The organism is Streptomyces sp. M41(2017) (assembly GCF_002078175.1).
In the GTDB taxonomy this organism is placed as follows: domain Bacteria; phylum Actinomycetota; class Actinomycetes; order Streptomycetales; family Streptomycetaceae; genus Streptomyces.
Map to the genome: position 1 here is coordinate 1,353,471 of NZ_MWFK01000002.1, position 20,493 is coordinate 1,373,963.

General features: G+C 70.3%; 20 protein-coding genes. 6 read left to right on the forward strand and 14 right to left on the reverse strand.

All coding sequences use genetic code 11. The features are described from left to right. Positions 1 to 215 precede the first annotated feature (215 nt). The 5 genes from pflA to B0675_RS31650 all read right to left on the reverse strand — a co-directional run bounded on the left by pflA (position 216) and on the right by B0675_RS31650 (position 5,697). Positions 216 to 953, reverse strand: coding sequence for a pyruvate formate-lyase-activating protein (gene pflA / locus B0675_RS31630; protein ID WP_241540065.1), 738 nt, complete (start codon positions 951 to 953; stop codon positions 216 to 218). Continuing rightward, positions 950 to 3,208 (reverse strand): formate C-acetyltransferase, encoded by a 2,259-nt coding sequence (pflB, locus tag B0675_RS31635; protein WP_081223032.1) that lies wholly within the window; start codon positions 3,206 to 3,208, stop codon positions 950 to 952. Before pflB ends, pflA begins: the two co-directional genes overlap by 4 nt. Positions 3,209 to 3,346: 138 nt before the next feature. Next, on the reverse strand, positions 3,347 to 3,796 hold the full coding sequence (locus B0675_RS31640; protein ID WP_081223998.1) for a pyridoxamine 5'-phosphate oxidase family protein: 450 nt from the start codon (positions 3,794 to 3,796) through the stop codon (positions 3,347 to 3,349). A 41-nt stretch (positions 3,797 to 3,837) separates the two neighbouring features. Beyond that, a complete protein-coding gene (locus B0675_RS31645) occupies positions 3,838 to 4,521 on the reverse strand; it encodes a pyridoxamine 5'-phosphate oxidase family protein (protein ID WP_241540066.1) in 684 nt (227 codons plus the stop codon). 108 nt (positions 4,522 to 4,629) lie between these two features. Further along, positions 4,630 to 5,697, reverse strand: coding sequence for a zinc-dependent alcohol dehydrogenase family protein (locus B0675_RS31650; protein ID WP_081223033.1), 1,068 nt, complete (start codon positions 5,695 to 5,697; stop codon positions 4,630 to 4,632). Positions 5,698 to 5,856: 159 nt separating this feature from the next. Between B0675_RS31650 and B0675_RS31655 the strand changes: the two genes are divergently transcribed. Further along, entirely contained in the window at positions 5,857 to 6,441 is a 585-nt protein-coding gene (locus B0675_RS31655) for a hypothetical protein (protein WP_081223034.1), read from the forward strand. Positions 6,442 to 6,561: 120 nt separating this feature from the next. On the opposite strand, the gene B0675_RS31660 is transcribed toward B0675_RS31655, so the two are convergent. From B0675_RS31660 to B0675_RS31670, 3 genes are all read right to left on the reverse strand, one after another. Beyond that, entirely contained in the window at positions 6,562 to 7,446 is an 885-nt protein-coding gene (locus B0675_RS31660) for a universal stress protein (RefSeq protein ID WP_081223035.1), read from the reverse strand. A 185-nt stretch (positions 7,447 to 7,631) separates the two neighbouring features. Then, positions 7,632 to 8,093: an ArsI/CadI family heavy metal resistance metalloenzyme gene (locus B0675_RS31665; protein WP_081223036.1), complete on the reverse strand. Its 462-nt coding sequence runs from the start codon at positions 8,091 to 8,093 to the stop codon at positions 7,632 to 7,634. 61 nt (positions 8,094 to 8,154) lie between these two features. Beyond that, a complete protein-coding gene (locus B0675_RS31670) occupies positions 8,155 to 9,543 on the reverse strand; it encodes an NAD(P)-binding domain-containing protein (protein WP_081223037.1) in 1,389 nt (462 codons plus the stop codon). Between the two features lie 104 nt (positions 9,544 to 9,647). Between B0675_RS31670 and B0675_RS31675 the strand changes: the two genes are divergently transcribed. Then, a complete protein-coding gene (locus B0675_RS31675; RefSeq protein WP_081223038.1) occupies positions 9,648 to 10,019 on the forward strand; it encodes a metalloregulator ArsR/SmtB family transcription factor in 372 nt (123 codons plus the stop codon). A gap of 155 nt (positions 10,020 to 10,174) precedes the next feature. Here the strand turns inward: B0675_RS31675 and B0675_RS31680 are convergent, their stop codons facing one another. From B0675_RS31680 to B0675_RS31690, 3 genes are all read right to left on the reverse strand, one after another. After that, positions 10,175 to 11,581, reverse strand: coding sequence for a serine/threonine-protein kinase (locus tag B0675_RS31680; RefSeq protein ID WP_081223039.1), 1,407 nt, complete (start codon positions 11,579 to 11,581; stop codon positions 10,175 to 10,177). A gap of 168 nt (positions 11,582 to 11,749) precedes the next feature. Next, the gene (gene arsB / locus B0675_RS31685) at positions 11,750 to 12,868 is read right to left on the reverse strand and encodes an ACR3 family arsenite efflux transporter (RefSeq protein WP_081223040.1); all 1,119 of its coding nucleotides are present in this window, start codon (positions 12,866 to 12,868) and stop codon (positions 11,750 to 11,752) included. After that, positions 12,865 to 13,173, reverse strand: a complete 309-nt coding sequence (locus B0675_RS31690; RefSeq protein ID WP_081223041.1) for a metalloregulator ArsR/SmtB family transcription factor — start codon at positions 13,171 to 13,173, stop codon at positions 12,865 to 12,867. Before B0675_RS31690 ends, arsB begins: the two co-directional genes overlap by 4 nt. 116 nt (positions 13,174 to 13,289) lie before the next feature. Between B0675_RS31690 and B0675_RS31695 the strand changes: the two genes are divergently transcribed. Continuing rightward, entirely contained in the window at positions 13,290 to 13,703 is a 414-nt protein-coding gene (locus B0675_RS31695) for an arsenate reductase ArsC (protein WP_081223042.1), read from the forward strand. Positions 13,704 to 13,831: 128 nt separating this feature from the next. Here B0675_RS31695 and B0675_RS31700 read toward each other — a convergent pair whose 3' ends face one another. From B0675_RS31700 to B0675_RS31710, 3 genes are read right to left on the reverse strand one after another with little or no spacing between them, the layout of a single operon-like run. Continuing rightward, positions 13,832 to 14,620, reverse strand: a complete 789-nt coding sequence (locus B0675_RS31700) for a universal stress protein (protein WP_241540067.1) — start codon at positions 14,618 to 14,620, stop codon at positions 13,832 to 13,834. Positions 14,621 to 14,648: 28 nt separating this feature from the next. Next, on the reverse strand, positions 14,649 to 17,279 hold the full coding sequence (ppdK, locus tag B0675_RS31705; protein WP_081223043.1) for a pyruvate, phosphate dikinase: 2,631 nt from the start codon (positions 17,277 to 17,279) through the stop codon (positions 14,649 to 14,651). A gap of 22 nt (positions 17,280 to 17,301) precedes the next feature. Beyond that, positions 17,302 to 18,210 carry a universal stress protein gene (locus B0675_RS31710; protein ID WP_081223044.1) on the reverse strand — a complete coding sequence of 303 codons (909 nt, stop codon included), beginning with the start codon at positions 18,208 to 18,210 and terminating at the stop codon, positions 17,302 to 17,304. Between the two features lie 258 nt (positions 18,211 to 18,468). Here B0675_RS31710 and B0675_RS31715 point away from each other — a divergent pair, with 258 nt between their 5' ends. The 3 genes from B0675_RS31715 (at position 18,469) to B0675_RS31725 (ending at position 20,460) form a co-directional block, all read left to right on the forward strand. Further along, a complete protein-coding gene (locus tag B0675_RS31715; RefSeq protein WP_081223045.1) occupies positions 18,469 to 18,930 on the forward strand; it encodes a cyclic nucleotide-binding domain-containing protein in 462 nt (153 codons plus the stop codon). Between the two features lie 33 nt (positions 18,931 to 18,963). Then, positions 18,964 to 19,638: a CBS domain-containing protein gene (locus tag B0675_RS31720; protein ID WP_081223046.1), complete on the forward strand. Its 675-nt coding sequence runs from the start codon at positions 18,964 to 18,966 to the stop codon at positions 19,636 to 19,638. Between the two features lie 117 nt (positions 19,639 to 19,755). Further along, entirely contained in the window at positions 19,756 to 20,460 is a 705-nt protein-coding gene (locus B0675_RS31725) for a response regulator transcription factor (RefSeq protein WP_081223047.1), read from the forward strand. Positions 20,461 to 20,493 lie beyond the last annotated feature (33 nt).

The following is a 20,493-nucleotide window of genomic DNA, read 5'->3' on the forward strand; positions in this document are numbered from 1 at the left end:
ACCTGTCACGTCCTCTGGTCGAACCTCACATCCTTGCGCCACCGGGCGGAGAGGGTGAGGCGCCTCCAGGACGCGTCCCCAGGCTGATCAGTTTCTGCCCGCATGGCCTGCCACTCCCAGCTTGGCCGGGCACCGGCCGATCCGCTTGGGCCGTCCGGCCCCCTCCCCGAAGCCCAACCGGACCCCTTGTCCTGCCCTCCCCCAGATCGCGCGTCTCAATAGGCCGATACGCCGTGGTTCCTGAAGCACTGGCGGACCGTTTCGGTCATCGCGGGCTCGGGAACCGGAGTGTCCCGCAGGGGGAAGGGGACCCCTAGGGCGTCGTACTTCCCGGTGCCCAGCTTGTGGAACGGCAGTACGTCGACCCTGTCGACGGAACCGAGTTGCGCGACGAATTGGGCCAGTCCGTCGATCGACCGGAGATCGTCGGTCCAGCCGGGGACGAGCACATAGCGGATCCACATCGGGACGCCCAGGCGGTCGAGGCGCGTGGCGAAGTTCAGCGTGGGTCCGAGCCGGCCGCCGGTCAGCTTCCGGTAGGTGTCGATGTCGAAGGACTTGATGTCCAGGAGGACCAGGTCGGTGGCGGCGAGGAGCTCGTCGTCGGCGCGGTCGCCGAGGAATCCCGAGGTGTCGAGGGCCGTGTGCAGTCCGGCTGCCTTGCACCGGCTCAGCAGTTCCGCGGTGAAGGCGGGCTGCAGGAGAGGTTCCCCTCCGGTGATGGTCACTCCACCGCCTGACGCGGTCAGAAAGGTGCGGCACTTCTCGATCTCCGTCATGACCTCGTCGACGCTGACGTCCCGCCCGTCGCGCATGTGCCAGGTGTCCGGGTTGGCGCAGTAGAGGCAGCGCAGGGGGCAGCCGCTGACGAACAGGACGAAGCGGGTCCCGGGACCGTCCACGCCGGTGGACAGGTCCCAGGAGTGGATCCGGCCGCTTGTCACCAGTGTCACAGCGATCCGTGGAAGGTGCGGCTGATCACGTCGAGCTGCTGTTCCCGGGTCAGCCGGACGAAGTTGACGGCGTATCCGGAGACCCGGATGGTCAGGGCCGGGTACTTCTCGGGGTGTTCCATCGCGTCTTCCAGCGTGGCCCGGTCCAGGACGTTGACGTTCATGTGGAATCCGCCGGAGGCCATGTAGCCGTCGAGGATGCCGACGAGGTGTCCGGCGCGCTCGGCCGGTACGTGCCCGAGGCCTTCCGGGGTGATGGTCGTCGTCAGTGAGATGCCGTCGCCGGCCTGTTCGTAGGGGAGCTTGGCCACGGACAGTGCCGAGGCGGCCACTCCGTGCCGGTCCCGGCCGTTCATCGGGTTGGCCCCGGGTGCGAAGGGCTGTTCCCCGCGTCGGCCGTCCGGTGTGTTGCCGGTGTGTTTGCCGTAGACGACGTTCGAGGTGATCGTCAGCACCGACTGGCTGTGTTCGGCATCCCGGTAGGTGGGATGCTCGCGCAGTTTCGCCATGAACGACTCGACCAGCCCGACGGCGATGGAGTCCACCCGGTCGTCGTTGTTCCCGAACTCCGGATGGTCGCCCTCGACCTCGTAGTCCACGGCGAGTCCGGTCGCGTCCCGGATCACCTTCACCCGACCGTACTTGACGGCGGAAAGGCTGTCGGCGGCGACGGAGAGGCCGGCGATACCGCAGGCCATGAAGCGGTGGACGGGATAGTCGTGGAGCGCCATCTCGACGCGCTCGTAGGCGTACTTGTCGTGCATGAAGTGGATGACGTTGAGCGTGTTGACATACGTTTCCGCCAGCCAGTCGAGCGTCACGTCGAATGCCTTGGACAACTCGTCGTACCGCAGATACTCCCCCGTCAGGGCAGGGGTCTCGGGCGCGATCTGTTCGCCGCTGATCTCGTCCCGGCCGCCGTTGATCGCGTACAGGAGCGCCTTGGCGAGGTTGACCCGCGCGCCGAAGAACTGCATCTGCCGACCCACGGCCATCGCGGAGACACAGCAGGCGATCGCGGTGTCGTCCCCGGTACGCGGGCGGGTCAGTTCGTCCGACTCGTACTGGACGGCGCTGGTGTCGATGGAGACCTGCGCGCAGAACTCCTTGAAACCGGCGGGGAGTCGAGGTGACCACAGCACGGTGAGATTCGGCTCCGGAGCCGGGCCGAGGTTGTACAGCGTCCGGAGGAAGCGGAACGACGTGCGGGTGACGAGCGGGCGGCCGTCGACGCCGATGCCGCCGATGGACTCGGTGACCCACGTCGGATCGCCGGAGAACAGGGCGTCGTACTCCGGCGTGCGCAGGAACCGGACGATCCGCAGCTTGATGACGAAGTCGTCGATCAGCTCCTGGGCGCGGGATTCGTCGAGGACGCCGGCCGTCAGATCGCGTTGGAGGTACACGTCCAGGAAGGTCGATGTCCGGCCGAGGGACATGGCGGCGCCGTTCTGCTCCTTCACCGCGGCGAGGTAGCCGAGGTAGAGCCACTGCACGGCTTCGTGGGCGGTGCGCGCGGGACGGGACACGTCGCAGCCGTAGGTGGCGGCCATACGGGTCAGTTCGGCCAACGCCCGCAGCTGTTCGGCCAGTTCCTCGCGGTCGCGGATGACGTGCTCGGTCGACGGCTCGGCGTCCGGGCCGGCTCGCTCCGCGCGCTTGGCGGCGATGAGGCGGTCGGTGCCGTACAGGGCCACGCGGCGGTAGTCACCGATGATCCGGCCGCGACCGTAGGCGTCGGGCAGGCCGGTGATGACGCCCGCCCTGCGAGCGGCGCGCATCGCGGGGGTGTAGGCGTCGAAGACACCGTCGTTGTGGGTCTTGCGATAGGTCCCGAAGACGCGGGTCACGAACTCGTCGGGCTCGTATCCGTACGCCTTCAGCCCGTTCTCGACCGTCCGCAGGCCGCCGTTGGGCATGATGGCGCGCTTCAGCGGGGCGTCGGTCTGCAGACCGACGATCAACTCACGGTCGCGGTCGATGTATCCGGGCGCGTGGGAGGTGATCGTGGACGGGGTCGCGGTGTCGACGTCGAGCACTCCCCTGCGCCGCTCTTCCGGGAAGAGCGCGCTGACCGTGTTCCAGACGGCCCGCGTGCGCTCCGTCGGGCCGGCCAGGAAGGCCGCATCACCCTCGTACGGGGTGTAGTTGGACTGGATGAAGTCACGGACGTCGACGCGGTCGCGCCACGCCGAACCGGCGAAGCCGAGCCATGCGTCCACGGTTCCGCTCACAGACGTTACCGTCGCGGTCATCACTGGTCTCCCTCGCAGTGTGCGGTCGGTCCTGCACTCTCGATGCTTGTCTCCTCGGGAGACCGCGGCGAGTGCCGGGCAGGACCCGGCCGGTGCACCGACCGGCTCTGCCGCCGGGCCGGTCGGCCCTTTCAGCGGTCAGGGAAGCTCGTCGGACGCGTCTGCTCCAAAGGCCGTTCCACCGCCGACGAGTTCACGGCCGGTGACCACCTCGGACGCGATGCGAATGAAGATGTCCTCCGGCGATGCAGCCCAGGACCGCGGCCCCGTGTGGGTCAGGTAGGCGTGCGCGACAGGGTCGTCGACCACGGTGGCGTACCCGGTCACGACGACACTCCACCCGGATTGGGTCCCGACGTCCACCGCATCGGCTTCGAACGCGACCACGACTCCGTTGATCGACCGGGCCAGTTCCGAGTCCGCCGGCATACGCATCAGCACGGCGGAGTCCGCGTCCAGGGTGAAGGTGACCGGCAGGACCGCGGGGAGTGCGCCACGCGTGTGGACGACCCGGCCGATGGGCGCGCTGCCCAGCCGGTCGAGGCATTCGTGCCTCGCGAGTTCACGGAACCCGTCGCGCGGACACATCATCGGAACCAACCCTCAGACGCCATGCCGAGAACGGGTGATCACAGCACCGCGATCCGGCGGCCTGTCATCCCCTCCTCATCGATGCGAACCCACAGATCACGACCGTCCCCACCGGTCCAGGGCCGGCTGTAGGCCAGTGCATCGAGCCGACGTGCGACAACCGGGTCGGTCACAGCACGCGCTCGGCCACGAACCAGTACGCTCCAGCCCTGGCTCAGCGCTTCGTCGATCTGATCGACCTCGAAGGCGACCTGGTCTCCCACGGTCGCGGCGGGTGCCGCACCGGGCGCGGTCCTGAAGGCGACGGTTCCGTCGATGACGGTGTAGTTGACGGGAAGGACGCTGAGACCCTGGGGTGTATGCGCGGCGAGCCTGCCGACCCCATGGGTGGACAGACGGGTCCTGCATTCCTCGAAGTCGAGTTCGATCAGCTCCGCTCTGGACGCGGCCTGACCGAGACCGGGCGGCAGATCAGCTTCACCACCCTGCAGAGCGGCAACGGTCGTTCCAAGGGCGTCGGCCAAACGGATCAGGACGCTCGTGCCGGGCATGGCCGTGGCTGTTTCCTCCAGGTAGTGGAGGTAGCCGGCAGCAGTACCGGCCCGGTCGGCCGCCTCACCTCGGGTGAGCCCGAGTTCCTTGCGTCGAGCAGCGATGCGACGGCCGATGTCCCCCGGTGCGATCGCCGACGACGCCGCGACGTGACGGGAGCGCTCGTTCACAAGATCGCGAGGCGCCCCCGTCCTCGGTATCCTCGCTCCGCTGTCCACGGGGGTCCCAACGGGCCCGGGTCCTGGCGTTTCGACGGACATGATCTGCACCTTTCCTGGTCAGGGTGTCCTGACCGTCAGGACGTCGTGACGCGCCTCTCCGAGGACCACCTTCAGAGCGCCGGTGTCGCCGGCGCGGGCGAAGACGTCGTACGCCTCCTCCATCTGATCCAGCGGGAACGTATGGGTGACCAAGGACGCAGCCGGGAGACGGCCGGCGGCCATCATCCGCAGCAGGGTCGGAGTGGTGCAGGTGTCGACGAGACCGGTCGTGATCGTGACGTTCTTGATCCAGAGGCTCTCGAGATGCAGCGTCGCGGGCTTGCCGTGCACGCCCACGTTGGCGACGTGTCCGCCGGGTCGCACCATGCGGGTGCACATCTCGAAACTCTCGGGAACACCCACCGCCTCGACGACGACATCGGCTCCGAGCCCGCCGGTGAGGTCCGAGACCAGTTGTTCGGCCTCCTTCGCCGTCGCGACCGCGTCGGCGCCGAGTCCCTTGGCCGCGTCGAGTCGGGCCGGGGCGATGTCGACGCTGACGATCCTCTCGGGCGAGTAGAGACGAGCTGTCGCGATCGCTGCCAGGCCGATGGGGCCCGCTCCGACGATGACGACTGTGTCTCCGGGACGAACGCGCCCGTTGAGGACGCCGACCTCGTAGGCGGTCGGGAAGATGTCGGCCAGCAGCACGGCGTCCTTGCTGTCGACAGCGCCGGGGAGAAGGTGCGTGGACAGATCTGCGTGCGGAACGCGGACATACTCGGCCTGTGTGCCGTCGATCAGATGGCCGAGGATCCAGCCACCCCCACCCAGGCACTGTCCGTACGTGCCCTCCCGGCAGAAGCGGCAACGTCCGCATGCCGTGATGCAGGAAACCAGGACCCGGTCACCGGGCCTGACCGTGCGGACGGAGTCGCCCACCTCCACGACCTCGCCGACGGCCTCGTGCCCGAGCACGGTACCCGGGCGCACCTCCGGGACATCGCCTTTGAGGATGTGCAGGTCCGTCCCGCAGATGGTGACGGCGTCGACCCGCACGATGACGTCGGTCGCCTCCTGGATGCCCGGGTCCGCCACTTCTTCCCACGCGGACTCTCCTGGACCGTGGAACACGAGTGCCTTCATGACCGCTCCTTCGGCTGGCTCCTGACGTTTTCAGCCTGACCCGCCGCCGCGTCCGGCGCTTGGGCCGGTCGGTCCCCTCACAGGGGACCGGGCGGCACCTGCCGTCGCCCGTGCCCGGCGCGGTGTGCTGGAAGGGTCGGTACGAGGAGGTGCGGTGTCGTGCGCGGAGCACAGGGTGCGAGGCAGTGGTGCCGGCGCTGGCGGAGAAATCCGCTGCGCCGCCGTACCGACGTCGTCGAGGCGTGGATCGTGCTGGTCGTCTGGACAGTGATCATGCTGGGCGGCACGCTCGTCGGCCTGGTGACGTCCCACGCCGCCGACGAGTCCTTCGTCCGGCTCCGACACGACCGCCACACGGTTTCGGCCGTACTGCTCGAGAGCTCCGGCTCCATGGTGCCCTCGGGCGAGGGTTCACGCTACGACCAGGTGCGGGCGACGGTCCGGTGGACCACGGCGGACGGCGCACCGCACACCGGGCGCGCTCTGGTGGAGAGCGGACATCGAGCCGGTTCGCACGTCGAGGTCTGGCTGAACGGCAGGGAACAGCTCAGCACCGCGCCGCCGAGCGCCGGCTCGGCAGCCGTCGAGTCGGGTCTGTTCGGTGTCGGGGCCGCCCTGGCGCTCGCGGGCCTGACGGTCGGTGCCGGCGCCCTCGCGCGGTGGCGGCTCGACGAGCGCCGCTACGAACAGTGGGGACGTGAGTGGGACCAGGTCGGGCCGCAGTGGGGACGCAGGACACCGTGATGCGATGTGTCGGCCGGCTGTCGACGAGCGTTCCGGCTCGCAGACCGCGGCGAAGGGCCCGGGCGGTCCGCCCGGGCCCTTCGCGTACCCCCGCGACCTCGTACGGCCACGTCGTGGTGGTCAGTCGTGCGGAACCACGGCGACCGGAGCTGTCGAGTGGTGCAGGACCGCTTGGGTCACCGGGCCGATGTGCGCCCCGACCGACGCAGACCGGTTGCGACGGCCGACGACCACCAGGCCCGCTTCCCGGGAGGCGTCGATCAGGTGGGGGGCCGCGCCGCCGATCACGGTCTGGGCCGGCACGTCGACCTCGGGGAACTTGTCGCGCCAGGGACGCAGCACCTCCGTGAGACGGCTCTGGGCCTCGATGAGCAGGTCGGCGTTCACCGACGGATCGGACGCACCGGTGAAACCGTAGTAGGGCGGCAGACCCCACCCGTGGACCACCCGCAGATCCACGGCCCGCCTCTCCGCCGCCTCGAAGGCGAAGCCGATGACCGCCGCATCCGGGTGCTCCAGGTCGAGACCGAGGACGACGTCGTTCCGCGAAGCCTCTTCCGCGGGCCGCGTCGCCGCCCGGACGAGAACGACCGGCGTACGGGTGCGGGCCACGACGGACAGGGCCACGGATCCCACCAGGAAGCCTCGGACCCCGCTCAGGCCGCGCGAGCCGAGGACGAGCAGTTCGGCGCCCTCCGCCGCGGCCAGGAGCCCGGTCGCGGGCTGCTCGGCGAGACGCTCGGCGCCGACCGACAGTCCGGAATGTTCGGCGGCGAGCCGGTCCGCGGTCTCGTGGGGCAGGCGTTCGGCCCATTCGAGCTGCGTGTCCTCCGACGGGGGCAGCACGGTGACGCCGGCCAGCGGGGCGTACACGTAGGGGTGCCACAACCAGGAGTGGACGACACGGAGATGGGCGTCGGTGAGCAGGGCTTCACTGGCTGCCCACTCTGCCGCGGCGAGGCTCTCGGCCGAACCGTCCAGACCGACGACGATGGTGCGGGACATGGGGTACCTCCTTGGGGGATGCACGATCAGTCTTGTCGCCGGTCCGGGGCCGGAGGAGGGGCCGCTGGTCCCGCTGAGGGACCGACCGGCCCATGTGGCGTGTCAAGCACCCCGCGTGCGTCGTCGCACCGAGAAGGGCCGGGACTGCGGCAGTCGCGACCGGATGGAGGCTGGTTCGGTCCCGGTCAGCAGCCGCGGACGGCCTCCTCCCGCCCGTCCGGGCTCTCGGCCGTGTCCCGGGGCGCACAGCACGCGCCGCCCTCCTGCTCGGCCATCGACTCGGTGTCGGCCTTGACGACATAGATCTCCCAGGGTTCCCGGCCCGGGCCGTGGACCCAGACCTTGTCCTGGACGGCGTAACAGCAGGTGGTGTCGTCCTCGACGTCGGTAGCGAGCCCTTCGTCGGCGAGGCGGGTGGTGGCGGCGTGGACGGCGTCGGTGGTGCCGACTTCGACACCCAGGTGGTCCATGCGCGTGGCGTCGTCGGCGGTGCCCTGGACGAGGACGAGTTTGAGCGGCGGGTCGGCGATGGCGAAGTTGGCGTAACCGTCACGGAGTTTGGCGGGCTCGGTGTCGAAGAGCTTGCTGTAGAAGGCGATCGAGGCGGGAAGGTCGGGGACGCGCAGAGCGAGTTGTACGCGGGACATGACGTTCCTCCTGACACGGGACGGACGTGCCCCGGTCTGTCGGCCGGGGCACGGTGGTTCATCAGCCGCAGCAGCCACCCGGCGCTGTGTGCTCGGCGGCCGGGGCCGCCGAGGTGGTGCTGCCGATCTGTACGAGCGCCGGGGCGGGGGCGCAGCAGCCGCCGCCTTCGGCCTGTGCGGCGGTGGGGTCGTCGAAGAGTCCGGCGCCGCCGCACACCCCGGTCTCGGGGAGGGTGAGTTCGACGCGGTCGGCGGCTTCGAGGTCGCCGGCGACGGCGGCGGTGACGGAGCGGACCTGCTCGTACCCGGTCATGGCCAGGAAGGTGGGGGCGCGGCCGTAGGACTTCATGCCGACCAGGTAGACGCCCTGTTCGGGGTGGGACAGCTCCTTGTGGCCGTGCGGGTACACGGTGCCGCAGGAGTGCTGGTTGGGATCGATGAGCGGGGCCAGCTCCACGGGCGCCTGGAGGCGCTCGTCCAGGTGGAGGCGCAGTTCGGACAGGAAGGACAGGTCGGGGCGCAGGCCCGTCAGCACGATGACCTCGTCGACCGCTTCGAGGCGGCGGCCGTCCTCACCGACCAGGACCAGGCGTCCCTCCCTGTCGGGTTCGACGGCATCCGTGCGGAATCCGGTGACGGCGTCGGCGTATCCGTCGTCGACGGCGGCCTTGGCGGCCAGGCCCAGCGCGCCGCGGGCGGGGAGCTGGTCGGCGCTGCCGCCGCCGAAGGTGGAGCCGCTGATCCCGCGGCGCAGGATCCACACCGCCCGGGTGCCTTCTTCGGCCTTGGCGAGGGCGGCGAGGCCGGCCAGCGCGGTGAACGCGGAGGCGCCGGAGCCGATGACGGCGGTGCGCCTGCCCGCGTACCGGGCGCGGACGGCGGGGTCCTTGAGGTCGGGGATGCGATACGAGATGCGGGCCGCGGCGGCGTGCTCGCCCAGGGCCGGGAGGCCGTCGGCGCCGATCGGGCCGGGGGTGGACCAGGTGCCGGACGCGTCGATCACCGCGCGGGCGAGGATGCGCTGCTCGGCGCCGTCGGCGAGGGCGATGCGGACCGTGAAGGGCTGCTCGTCACGGTCGGCGTCGACGATCCGGTCGCGGCCCAGGCGGGAGACGCCGGTGACCGTGGCGCCGTAGCGGACCCTCTCAGCCAGGACGTCGGCGAGCGGCTGCAGATACCGCTCGGCCCAGTCCCCTCCCGTCGGGTAGGTGTCCGCGTCGGGCCTGCTCCAGCCGGTCGGCGCGAGAAGCTTCTCGGCGGCGGGGTCGGTGAGCTCGCCCCAGGTCGAGAAGAGCCGCACGTGCGACCAGGCACGGACCGCGGTGGCCGCGGTGGGCCCGGCCTCCAGGACCAGCGCGTCGATGCCGCGTTCGGTGAGATGGGCGGCGGCGGCCAGCCCGGCGGGGCCGGCACCGATGACGACGACCGGACGGTCTGAGGTGGTGGTCATGGCGGTGATGTCCTCCGAGACACGCGACCCGACAGGCCGCTATTTCGATCACGGTCGATATACGCACCTTGCCACTCGGTATCGACGAGTGTCAACATAGACGTATGCCGAAGTCTGAGGTTGCGGAGCTGCCGGTACTGGACACGGGTGCGGTGACGCCGTGCTGCCCGCCGATCACCGCCGGGGAGCTGTCGCAGGAGGACGCGGAGAAGATGGCCGCCATGTTCAAGGCCCTCGCGGACCCGGTGCGGCTGCGCCTGTTCTCCAAGGTCGCCTCGCACCCGGGCGGCGAGGCGTGCGTGTGTGACATCTCCGACGTCGGCGTTTCCCAGCCGACCGTCTCCCATCACCTGAAGAAGCTCAAGGACGCCGGGCTGCTCACCTCGGAGCGGCGTGGGACCTGGGTGTACTACCGGGTCGAGGCGTCCGTCCTCGCGGGCATGGGCCAGTTGCTGACGCTGCCTGCCAGTCGCTGACGGTGCCGGTGCCGGTGCCGGTGCCGGTGCCGGTGCCGGTGGCATGATCCACGACCCGTGGCGCGTCGGCGCGCACGACGCGAGGAGTACGGCCGTCGTGCCGCCGGTTCCCGAGCACGCCTGTCAGGTGGCGGCGATCCACCGTGCGTCCGCTGTCAGCGTTCGGCGACGGGCTTCTTGGCCTTCTTGGGCTCGGGCTTCGCTGCCTTCTTCGACTGCCCGGGCGCCCGGAGCGAGCTGTCACCCGCGGGCCCCGCACCATGGGGAGCTCCGGATCCGGCATGAGCGCGCTGAGGCGTTCCGGAGCGGTGCGGGAGCGGCCCGCTCCCCGATGGCCCCGGAGCCGCCTCGTCCTGCTTGTCCGGGGTGCCGTCGGCCCCCGCCTCGTGATCGGAGGCAGTCCTCCTCGCGGCGGCGGCGGTGGCCCGCTCGCTCCGCACGTGGTCGGAGGACTTGGACGGTCGAGCGGGGCTGCTGGTGACCGGCGTGCCGCTTTGATCGTCGCCGTGCGGCAGGGAGTCGGCGGTGCAGGCGAAGACAGCGGCGGCGGCGGTGACCGCGGCACAGGCACCGACGGTCAGGGTCCGCCACCGGACCGACCTGAATCCTGAAGGCCCCTGATGGTCGCTGCGCGGGGGGTTGCCGTGTGTGCGGTCGGGGCCCTCTTCCGCCGCACCCCCGACGACAGGCCCCGCAGGAATGGCCGCGCTGGACAGGATGGTTGCGGGTCGCCGCGAGGAAGACGCTCTCGCCAGAGCAAGAGCGCAGTCACTCGCTGTCGGACGTTCGTCCTCGTCGAGGGCTGTCATGGCCGTCACGAGGTCGGCCAGGTCTTCCGGGAGATGCTCGGGCAGTTGAGGCTTGCGATGGAGTCGCGCGATCGCCGACTCGAGCGGACCACCCTCGTACTCGAGCCTGCCCGTGAGGCATTCAAGGAGGACAAGGCCCAGGGCGTAGATGTCGCAAGGGCGACCGACAGGCCGCCCAAGGACCTGCTCGGGCGAGAGGTAGGCGGCGGTCCCGGTGAGCGTGCCACTGACCGTCCGATTGGTGGCGTCGAGCCGGCGCGAAATGCCGAAGTCGGTCAGATAGGGCCGCTCGCACGCGTCAAGAAGGATGTTGGACGGCTTGACGTCTCGATGCACGATGTTCGCGGCGTGTGCGTGAGCCAGGGCGTTGGCCACTTCGGCACCCAGGACGGCGGTTTCCCGGGCGGACAGCAACCCACGGGCGATGCGCTGCTTCAGGGTCGCGCCCTCGACCAGGTGCATGACCAGGAAGGCACGTCCCCCGTGCTGTCCGGCGTCGTAGGCGGTGACAAGGCCGGGGTGGTGCAGGCCGGCAAGGATCACCGCTTCGCCATGGGCTCCTTCCTCGACGTCGAAGCCCGTATCCGGTCGAAACACCTTGACCGCCACGGAACGACGCAGCCTCAGATCGAAGCCTCGGTAGACGTCCGCGGCGCCCCCCGAGCCGAGAAGACCGTCCAATCGGTACCGGCCGCCGAGAATGTCGACGGACCAACGAGAGGCGACCCTCGGAGCCGCACCACGAAACCTCATTCACCACTCCCACCGCATCCGGGGGCGATTGCCCCTGACGAGCCGCGGACGGCGCGCCGCCGGGAGCAAGTACCCACGAGCGTTCGGATTACCCGGCGCAACGGCACTCGGCGAACCCGGGCGATGGACCGGCGTGAGGCAGATCACCAGCAGGTCCACGAGGTCGGTCTACGGAGATGTCGTCACCGCGTCAGGGGCGAACCGCCTGCGCCAGGCGAGCGCGACATGCACGAGGCCGATCAGGACAGGGACTTCGATGAGGGGGCCGACGACTCCGGACAGTGCCTGGCCGGAGGTGACGCCGAAGGTGGCGATCGCGACGGCGATGGCCAGCTCGAAGTTGTTCCCCGCCGCGGTGAACGCGAGCGTGGCGGTGCGGTCGTAGGCCAGGCCGATCCCCTTGCCGAGGAGGAAGGTCCCGAAGAACATGATCGCGAAGTAGACCAGCAGCGGTAGCGCGATTCGCACGACGTCCAGCGGCTGCGAGGTGATCGCCTTCCCCTGCAGGGCGAAGAGGATGACGATCGTGAACAGCAGTCCGTACAGAGCCCACGGGCCGATCCTCGGCAGGAACGTGGCCTCGTAGTTCTCGCGGCCCATCCTCCGCTCGCCGATCCGGCGGGTGAGGAAGCCGGCCGCGAGGGGGACACCGAGGAAGACGATGACGTTCAGGGCGATGCGCCGGACGGACACGTCCAGTCCCTGGCCGTCACCGAGGTCGAGCCAGCGGGGCAGCAGGTCGAGGTAGAACCAGCCCAGCAGGCCGAACGCCAGGACCTGGAACACCGAGTTCAGCGCCACCAGGACGGCCGCGGCTTCGCGGTCGCCGCAGGCGAGGTCGTTCCAGATGATGACCATGGCGATGCAGCGGGCGAGGCCGACGACGATCAGGCCGGTGCGGTACTCGGGCAGGTCGGGCAGGAAGATCCACGCAAGCGCGAACATCACCGCCGGGCCGACGATCCAGTTGACGACGAGCGAGGACACCATCAGCTTCTTGTCGCCGGTGACGGTGTCGAGCCTGTCGTAGCGGACCTTGGCGAGGACCGGATACATCATCACCAGCAGGCCGAGCGCGATCGGCAGGGAGATCCCGCCGATCTCCACCTTCGCGAGCGCGCCGCTCATCCCCGGGACGAGACGGCCGAGGCCCAGGCCGATCGCCATGGCGAGCAGGATCCACACCGCGAGGTAGCGGTCCAGGGTGGAGAGCCTGTCGACGACCGAGTCGTCCCCGGCCTGGCCGGTTCCGTCGGTGGGGGCGGTGGCGGGCTCGGCGGCGGTCACGGGCAGGCCCTCTTGTTCTCGGCGGCGGTGCGGGCGGATGCGGCCAGTGCGCCGAACCGCTCGGACAGCCCGGCCAGGACCTCGGGGCGCAGCTTGTAGTAGGTGAAGCGGCCGCACGGCTCGGTGTCCACCACGCCCGCCTCGCGCAGGATCTTCATGTGGTTGGACAGGTTGGTCTGCTTGGCGCCGGTCTCCTCGACCAGGTGCGTGGTGCACAGGGTCTCCCGGGCGAGCAGGGTCACGATCCGGAGCCTGAGCGGGTCGGCCAGAACCCGGATCAGATCAGTGTCGACTGACGTCATCATGGGCTGATACTGTCACATCACTCTAGGCTGATATCACATCTCGCTGAACTGTTGGGGTGTGCCCAAGAGGTCGCGCGACGGTCTCGTCACGGCCTGACTTCACCGAGGAACGAACGATGCCCGACAAGCCCTCCGTCCTGTTCGTGTGCGTCCACAACGCCGGCCGCTCGCAGATGGCGGCCGCGTGGCTGTCCCACCTGGCAGGCGACCGCGTCGAGGTCCGCTCCGCAGGATCCGCCCCGGGGCACGCCGTCAACCCGGCCGCCGTCGCGGCGATGGCCGAGGTCGGCATCGACATCTCCACCGAGACCCCGAAGATCCTCACCGTCGACGCGGTCAAGGAAGCGGACGTCTGCATCACCATGGGTTGCGGCGACACCTGCCCCGTCTTCCCCGGCAAGCGCTACCTCGACTGGACGCTCGACGATCCGGCCGGCCAGGGCGTCGAAGCCGTCCGCCCCATCCGCGACGAGATCAAAACTCTTGTCGCAGGCCTGATCAAGGAGATCGCTCCGGGGCCCACCGCGTAAATCCCCGCGGCCTCGCCGCGCCGGACTCCCGCCCTGCCGCCTCAGGCGGACAGACGGCCGCCTCCGCGGAACAGGGCGCACCGTGACGTGTTCGCGACGGCCCGCGGTGTACCCCCATGTGTTCCGGCTCAACTCCTGCTGCCAGGAACGATCACGACAGGGCAGTGGGACTGACGGAGAAGCCTGCGGCCGGCACCTGCACCGGGCCGATACCGTGCCCGATGGGCACCCACCACGATGAGAGCGGCCCCGCGGGTCCTGCCCAACAGGCCGCGTTCCCCTGAGAGTTCCGCAGCCGAACCCCCGATTCCCCGCTGGGGGCCGACCGCCGGGACTCCTGCCCCCTCGCGACCCGCCGGGCAGCCCGGGCCGTTGTCGGACACACCCTCCCTGCGACAGGGGACCACGTGCGGAGTGGCCTCAGGGGCCAGGACGTGGAGGCGCTTCCCCCGGGAGGCTGCCTCCGCGAAGGCGAACGCCGCAGCATCGAGATCGGCGGCGCCCGACGGCCAGAGCAACACCTCGCCCTCCGGGTCCGCCCGACCGCCCCTGACGACGAGCAACGGGCCTTGGATCCGCGCAGCCAGCCGCCGGCTCACCGAGCCGGCCACCAGTCCCACGATTCCGCCGAGGCCACGGGAGCCCACGACGGTGAGTTCCGCATCCCGGCCGTGACGGAGCAGTGCCCGGACGGGGCTGTCCACGACCGCCACGGAGGTGAAGGCCAGCCCTGGTTGACGGTTGCGGACCCGTAACGCCGCGGATGCCAGGACCGGGCCGGCGATATCCGCGTCGGGGACGGCGTACAGGATGATCAGGGCGGCGCCTCGCAGTACCGCCTCCTCGGAGGCCCGGTCGAGTGCCCTGACGGCGGAGAGTGAGCCGTCGACGCCGACCAGCACCTGACGGAGTGCCATGTCTGTCCTCCCCTTGCCTCTGTGTTCTCTACTGCGGAGGCGACGCGGCGCCCTTGTTGTCGGTGAGCGCGGCCCTGCCCGCTTCGAGGCGGGCGGCGGGGACGCGGAACGGTGAGCAGGAGACGTAGTCGAGACCGATGTCGTGGAAGAAGTGGATGGAGTCGGGGTCACCGCCGTGTTCGCCGCAGACGCCGATCTTCAGGCCCGGGTGGGCCGCTCGGCCTTCGTCGACCGCGATGCGCACCAGGCGTCCCACTCCGTCACGGTCGAGCGTCTCGAAGGGCGACACGGCGAGAACGCCCTGCGCCAGGTAGGCCGGGAGGAAGGACGCCTCGACGTCGTCGCGGGACAGTCCCCAGGCCGTCTGCGTCAGGTCGTTGGTGCCGAAGGAGAAGAAGTCGGCCTCCTCGGCGATCCGCCCGGCGGTCAGTGCGGCGCGGGGCAGCTCGATCATCGTGCCGATGGGGCAGTCGACGGCGAGCCCGGATGCCTGTGACACCTCGGCGAGGACCCGCTCCGCCGTCGCTCGTACGATCCGTAGCTCCTCGACCGTCCCGACGAGCGGAACCATGATCTCGGCCCGGGGGTCTCCCCCGGCGCGGAGTCGCTCGACGACGGCTTCGGCGATCGCGCGCACCTGCATCTCGACCAGTCCGGGAACGACGAGTCCGAGACGGACACCACGGAGGCCCAGCATGGGATTCGACTCGTGCATGCGCTCCACCGCGTCGAGCAGGCGGCGATCACGTTCGGTCGGCCAGGTCGCCACACGGACCGCGAGCTCCGTGCGGTCGGGCAGGAATTCGTGGAGGGGCGGATCGATGAGCCGGATCGTGACGGGGTGGCCGTCCATCGCGGCGAGGATGCCGGTGAAGTCGGCTCGCTGGAGAGGGAGCAGGGCGTCGAGTGCGGCGCGTCGTCCGGCTTCCCCGTCGGCGAGGATCATCGCCTCCACCAGGGTCCGTCGTTCACCGAGGAACATGTGCTCCGTGCGGCACAGTCCGATTCCCTCGGCACCGTATCGACGGGCCCGTTCGGCGTCCTCCGGGGTGTCGGCGTTGGCTCGGACCCCCAACCGCCGTGTCCGGTCGGCATGTTCGAGCGTGCGGGCCACCGCGTTGATCAGCGGGCCGTCGCCTGCGCCTGTCTCGAGGAAGCGACCCACCGGGGAGTCCGTCAACGGCAGCGCCCCGCGATGGACCGTACCGGCGGTTCCGTCCACGGACACGACGACGCCTTCGCGAAGCACGCTCCCGTCGGGTGTCGTGAGCGCGCGCGCTGCGACGTCCACCGTCAGCTCCTCGGCGCCGCAGACGCAGACCTTGCCCATCCCCCGCGCGACGACGGCGGCGTGGCTCGTCTTGCCGCCCCGGCTCGTGAGCACCGCCTCGGCGGCGACCATCCCGGGGAGGTCGTCAGGTGTCGTCTCGCGCCGTACCAGGACGACGGGTTCTCCCGCGTCTGAGCGGCGCACGGCCTCGGCCGAGTCGAAGACGATCGCTCCCACTGCGGCACCGGGTGACGCGGCGACCCCGTGTGCGAGGGGTGTGGTCCCGGCGTGTGCCTCGAAGCGGGGGAACATCAGCCGGGCCAGTTGTGTCCCGCCGACGCGGGCGAGTGCCTCGTCCTCTCCGATCAGGTTCTCGTCGACGAGCGCCTCGGCGATGCGGAACGCGGCTTCCGCGGTTCGTTTGCCGACCCTGGTCTGGAGCATCCAGAGGCGGCCGCGTTCGATGGTGAACTCGATGTCGCACAGGTCCTGGTAATGCCGCTCCAAGGTCTCCATGTTTCCCAGGAGTTGGCGATACGACGTGGGGTCGAGGTTCTCCAGGTCGGCGAGTGGTACGGCGTTGCGGATGCCGGCCACGACATCCTCGCCCTGGGCGTCCGGGAGGTAGTCGCCGTAGACGCCCCGGGCGCCGGTCGCGGGGTCACGGGTGAAAGCGACTCCCGTACCGGAGTCCGCCCCGAGGTTCCCGAAGACCATCACCTGGATGTTGACGGCGGTCCCCAGGTCGTCGGGGATGTGTTCGCGCCTCCGGTAGAGGCGGGCGCGCTCACCGTTCCACGAGTCGAAGACGGCGCGGATCGCCCTCTGGAGCTGCTCCGCCGGGTCCTGGGGGAACGCCTCTCCGGTCGCTTCGCGGACGACTCCCTTGAAGTGCTCGACGAGCGCCGCCGGGTCGTCCTCGGTCGCTTCGTGGGCGAGTAGCTCAGGGGCGATACCCAGCACCGTGCGGCCGTACATCTGCAGGAGTCTGCGATAGGAGTCCCAGGCGAAGTGCTCGCGGCCGGTCGCCTTGGCGAGACCGAGGACGGCCTCGTCCCCGAGGCCGATGTCGAGGATGGTCTCCATCATGCCGGGCATCGAGAACTTGCTGCCGGACCGGACGGAGAGGAGGAGGGGGTTGTCCCGACCGCCGAGCTCACGGCCGGTACTCCGTTCCAACTCGGCAAGGGCGTGCACGATTTGGGCTCCAAGCTCGCCCGGCTCCTCGCCCGTGGCCAGATACTCCCGGCACGCCGAGGTGGTGACGGTGAATCCGGGCGGCACGGGCAGCCCCAGCCTGGTCATCTCCGCCAGGTTCGCCCCCTTGCCGCCGAGCAGGTCCGCCATCTCACGGCCGCCATCGGCGAACGGGTACACGTACCGGGTCATGACTTTCACCCTTCGGGTCGGTTCAGGCGTGAGGGACCACGGCGACGGAAGAGCCGGCGTGGTGGAGCACGGCGTGCGCGACCGGCCCGAGGCGACTGCCGAACCGGGCTTCGCGTTCTCGTCGGCCCACGACGGTCAGCGCGGCGTCCGCGGAGGCGCTGATCAGTTCACCGGCCGGCCGGCCTTCCATCACGGTCGCGGCGACCGGCACATCGGGATACTTCTCACACCAGGGGCGCAGCGTGGCCACGACAAGGTGTTCATGCTCCGCCGGCATCTCCGGGCCATCTGGCCGGACGAGTCGGTCCGCGGCCACGAAGGCAGCTGGGGCGCTGAACGCGTGGATCACTCGCAGGGCGGCGCCACGGCGCCGGGCGGCATCGAAGGCGAAGTCGATCAGCTCGTCGCAGGGGCGGGCGGTGTCGAGGCCCAGGACCACGTCACGGTAGGGGGTCTGCGAGATCTCGTCGGGTGCGACACCGTCCGGCGCCGGGAGGTGCTCGGCGCAGGTTCCGACTCCAGCGCGGACCAGGACCACCGGGGCCGGCGACCGGGAGACGACGCGCTGGGAGATCGACCCCATCATGAATCCCGTGAGTCCACTGAGGCCGCGCGATCCGAGGACGAGCACGTCGGCCTGGTCGGCCGCCGCGAGGAGAGCTGCTGCGGGGGCCGCGTTGAGGGAGCGATCGAGCACCTTCACCGCGGGATGTGCCGCCCGGATGCCGTCGGAGACGCGGGTCATCAGGTCGTCGGCCCAGGCCCGTTGGGACATGTCGGCCGGCACGGACGGGGCCGGTCGCGGGTGCCACTCCCAGGCGTGCACCAGGTGCAGGGTGGCGTCCCGGCGCAGGGCCTCACGGGCCGCCCAGTGCGCCGCGGCAAGACTCTCCGGTGATCCGTCGATCCCCGCGGCGACGTGTCGAAGCATGGTCCGCACCTCCTGCGTGGTGAGCTCGGTGGAGAGGCCGCCGGCGCGGGGTGACCGCCGCCCGTGGAAACTCCTCTGTGGTCGAGCCTGATGCGGGGCGGGTGCGGCGCGCAGGGGCCGCCCAGGCCCTTCCGCGGGGCCACCCGGCCCCGGTCGAGCCGGGTGGCCCCCGGCCGGGGCCGGGTGGCCCATGGTGCCGGGACGGGCGTGAGGACAGATTGGGGATGGAAGGATCGCGCCCCAGGAAGAGGCAGGATCATGAACGCTTCCCCCACCACCATGCTGCGGGCACTGCCCGTGGACTACCGGGATCAGCTCATGCGGCTGGCTCGCGAGGTGTCGTTCCCTGAGGGAACGCGACTGTTCGAGGAAGGCCGGAGCGCCAACCGGTTCTGGATCATCCGGACCGGCACGGTGGCCCTCGACCTGCGCGTCCCGGGCCGCCGCGCGGCCGTCATCGAGATTCTCGGTCACAACGAACTCGTCGGCTGGTCCTGGCTGTTCGCGCCCCACACCTTTCATCTGGGCGCCGAGGCGACGAGCCCGGTCCGGGCCTACGAGTTCGACGCCGAGGCCGTCCGCGCGATGTGCCGGGCCGACCCCGTCCTGGGCATGGCTGTGGCCGAGTGGGCGGGCGGCATCGTCGCCCACCGGCTCCAGTCCGCCCGGACACGGCTGCTCGACCTCTACGCCCCCTACGGCAGCGGCACCACCCGCTGACCGGAACCTGTCGGAACCCAGCGAGGAGTCACCGTGCACGGCAGTCCGCACATCGTGAGCGACGTGATGACCCACACCGTCGCCGCCATCGGCCCCGGTGCCGGGTTCAAGGAGATCGTGAAGCTGATGGAGCAGTGGAAGGTGAGCGCCCTCCCGGTGGTGGAGGGCGAGAGCCGGGTGATCGGTGTCGTCTCGGAGGCGGACCTGTTGCCCAAGGAGGAGTTCCGCGACGGCGACCCCGACCGATACACCCAGCTGAGGCGGCTGGACGACTTGGCCAAGGCCGGCGGGGTCACCGCCGAGGACCTGATGACATCGCCCGCTGTGACGGTGACGGCGGGCTCGACCCTCGCACAGGCCGCCCGCATCATGGCGCACGCCGGGGTCAAGCGGCTGCCCGTCGTCGACGAGCTGGGCGGCCTGGAAGGCGTCGTCAGCCGCAGCGATCTCCTCAAGGTGTTCCTGCGCAGCGACGAGGACATCGCCGAGGAGGTGCAGAGGGAAATCGTCTCCTACCTCTTCCGGGCCCCGCTGTCGCCGATTCGCGTGAAGGTGGAGGAGGGTGTCGTCACGCTCTCCGGGCGCGTCCGCGACACCTCCCTCGTCCCCGTGGCCGCTCGCCTGGTGCGCGCCGTCGAGGGAGTGGTCGATGTCGGCTTCGACATCTCGGGCCCGGAGCACCTGCCGGAGGCGGAGCAGGCCGGATAGGCTCGAATGGGGGCCGGTCGGCCCTAGTGCGCCCGGGCCTCAGGGACGATGATCGTCGTCACAGCGGGCTCACTGTCCGTGTTTTCGTCTTCCGGCCAGTCCGAACGAGGGGTCGTCATGGGACAGACGCGTACGTTCTCCGACCAGGACCCCATCCGGGTCTTCCTGCTCGATGACCACGAAGTCGTACGCCGCGGCCTGACCGACCTCCTGGACGCCGAACCCGACATCTCCGTGGTCGGCGACGCGGGCAACGTGGAGCACGCGCTCGCGCGCGGCCCGGCCCTGCGCCCGGACGTGGCCGTCCTCGACGTCCGCCTGCCGGACGGCGACGGCATCAGCGTGTGCCGGGAGCTCCGCAGCCAGATGCCGGAGCTGGCCTGCCTGATGCTCACGTCGTTCGACGACGAGGAAGCGCTGCTGGACGCGATCATGGCCGGAGCCGCGGGATACGTGCTGAAGCAGATCAAGGGCTCCGACCTGGTCTCCGCCGTCCGTACCGTCGCGTCCGGCCAGTCGATGCTGGACCCCGCGACCACGGCGCGGCTGATGAGCAGGCTCCGCGCGGACCCGGCCGAGGAGCCGGCGCTGGCCCCGGAGCTCGCCAGTCTCTCGCCTCGCGAACGGGACATCCTCGCCCTGATCGGGGACGGGCTCACCAACCGGGAGATCGGAAAGAAGCTGTACCTCTCGGAGAAGACGGTGAAGAACCACATCTCCCGACTGCTCGCCAAGCTCGGCGTCCAGCGCCGGGTCCAGGCAGCGGTACTGGCCAGCCATCTCGAGAATCCCGAAACGGCCGGCCATCACTCCACACGCTGAAGCGGGCGGGACTCGGCCGCCGGGCGATTCGGC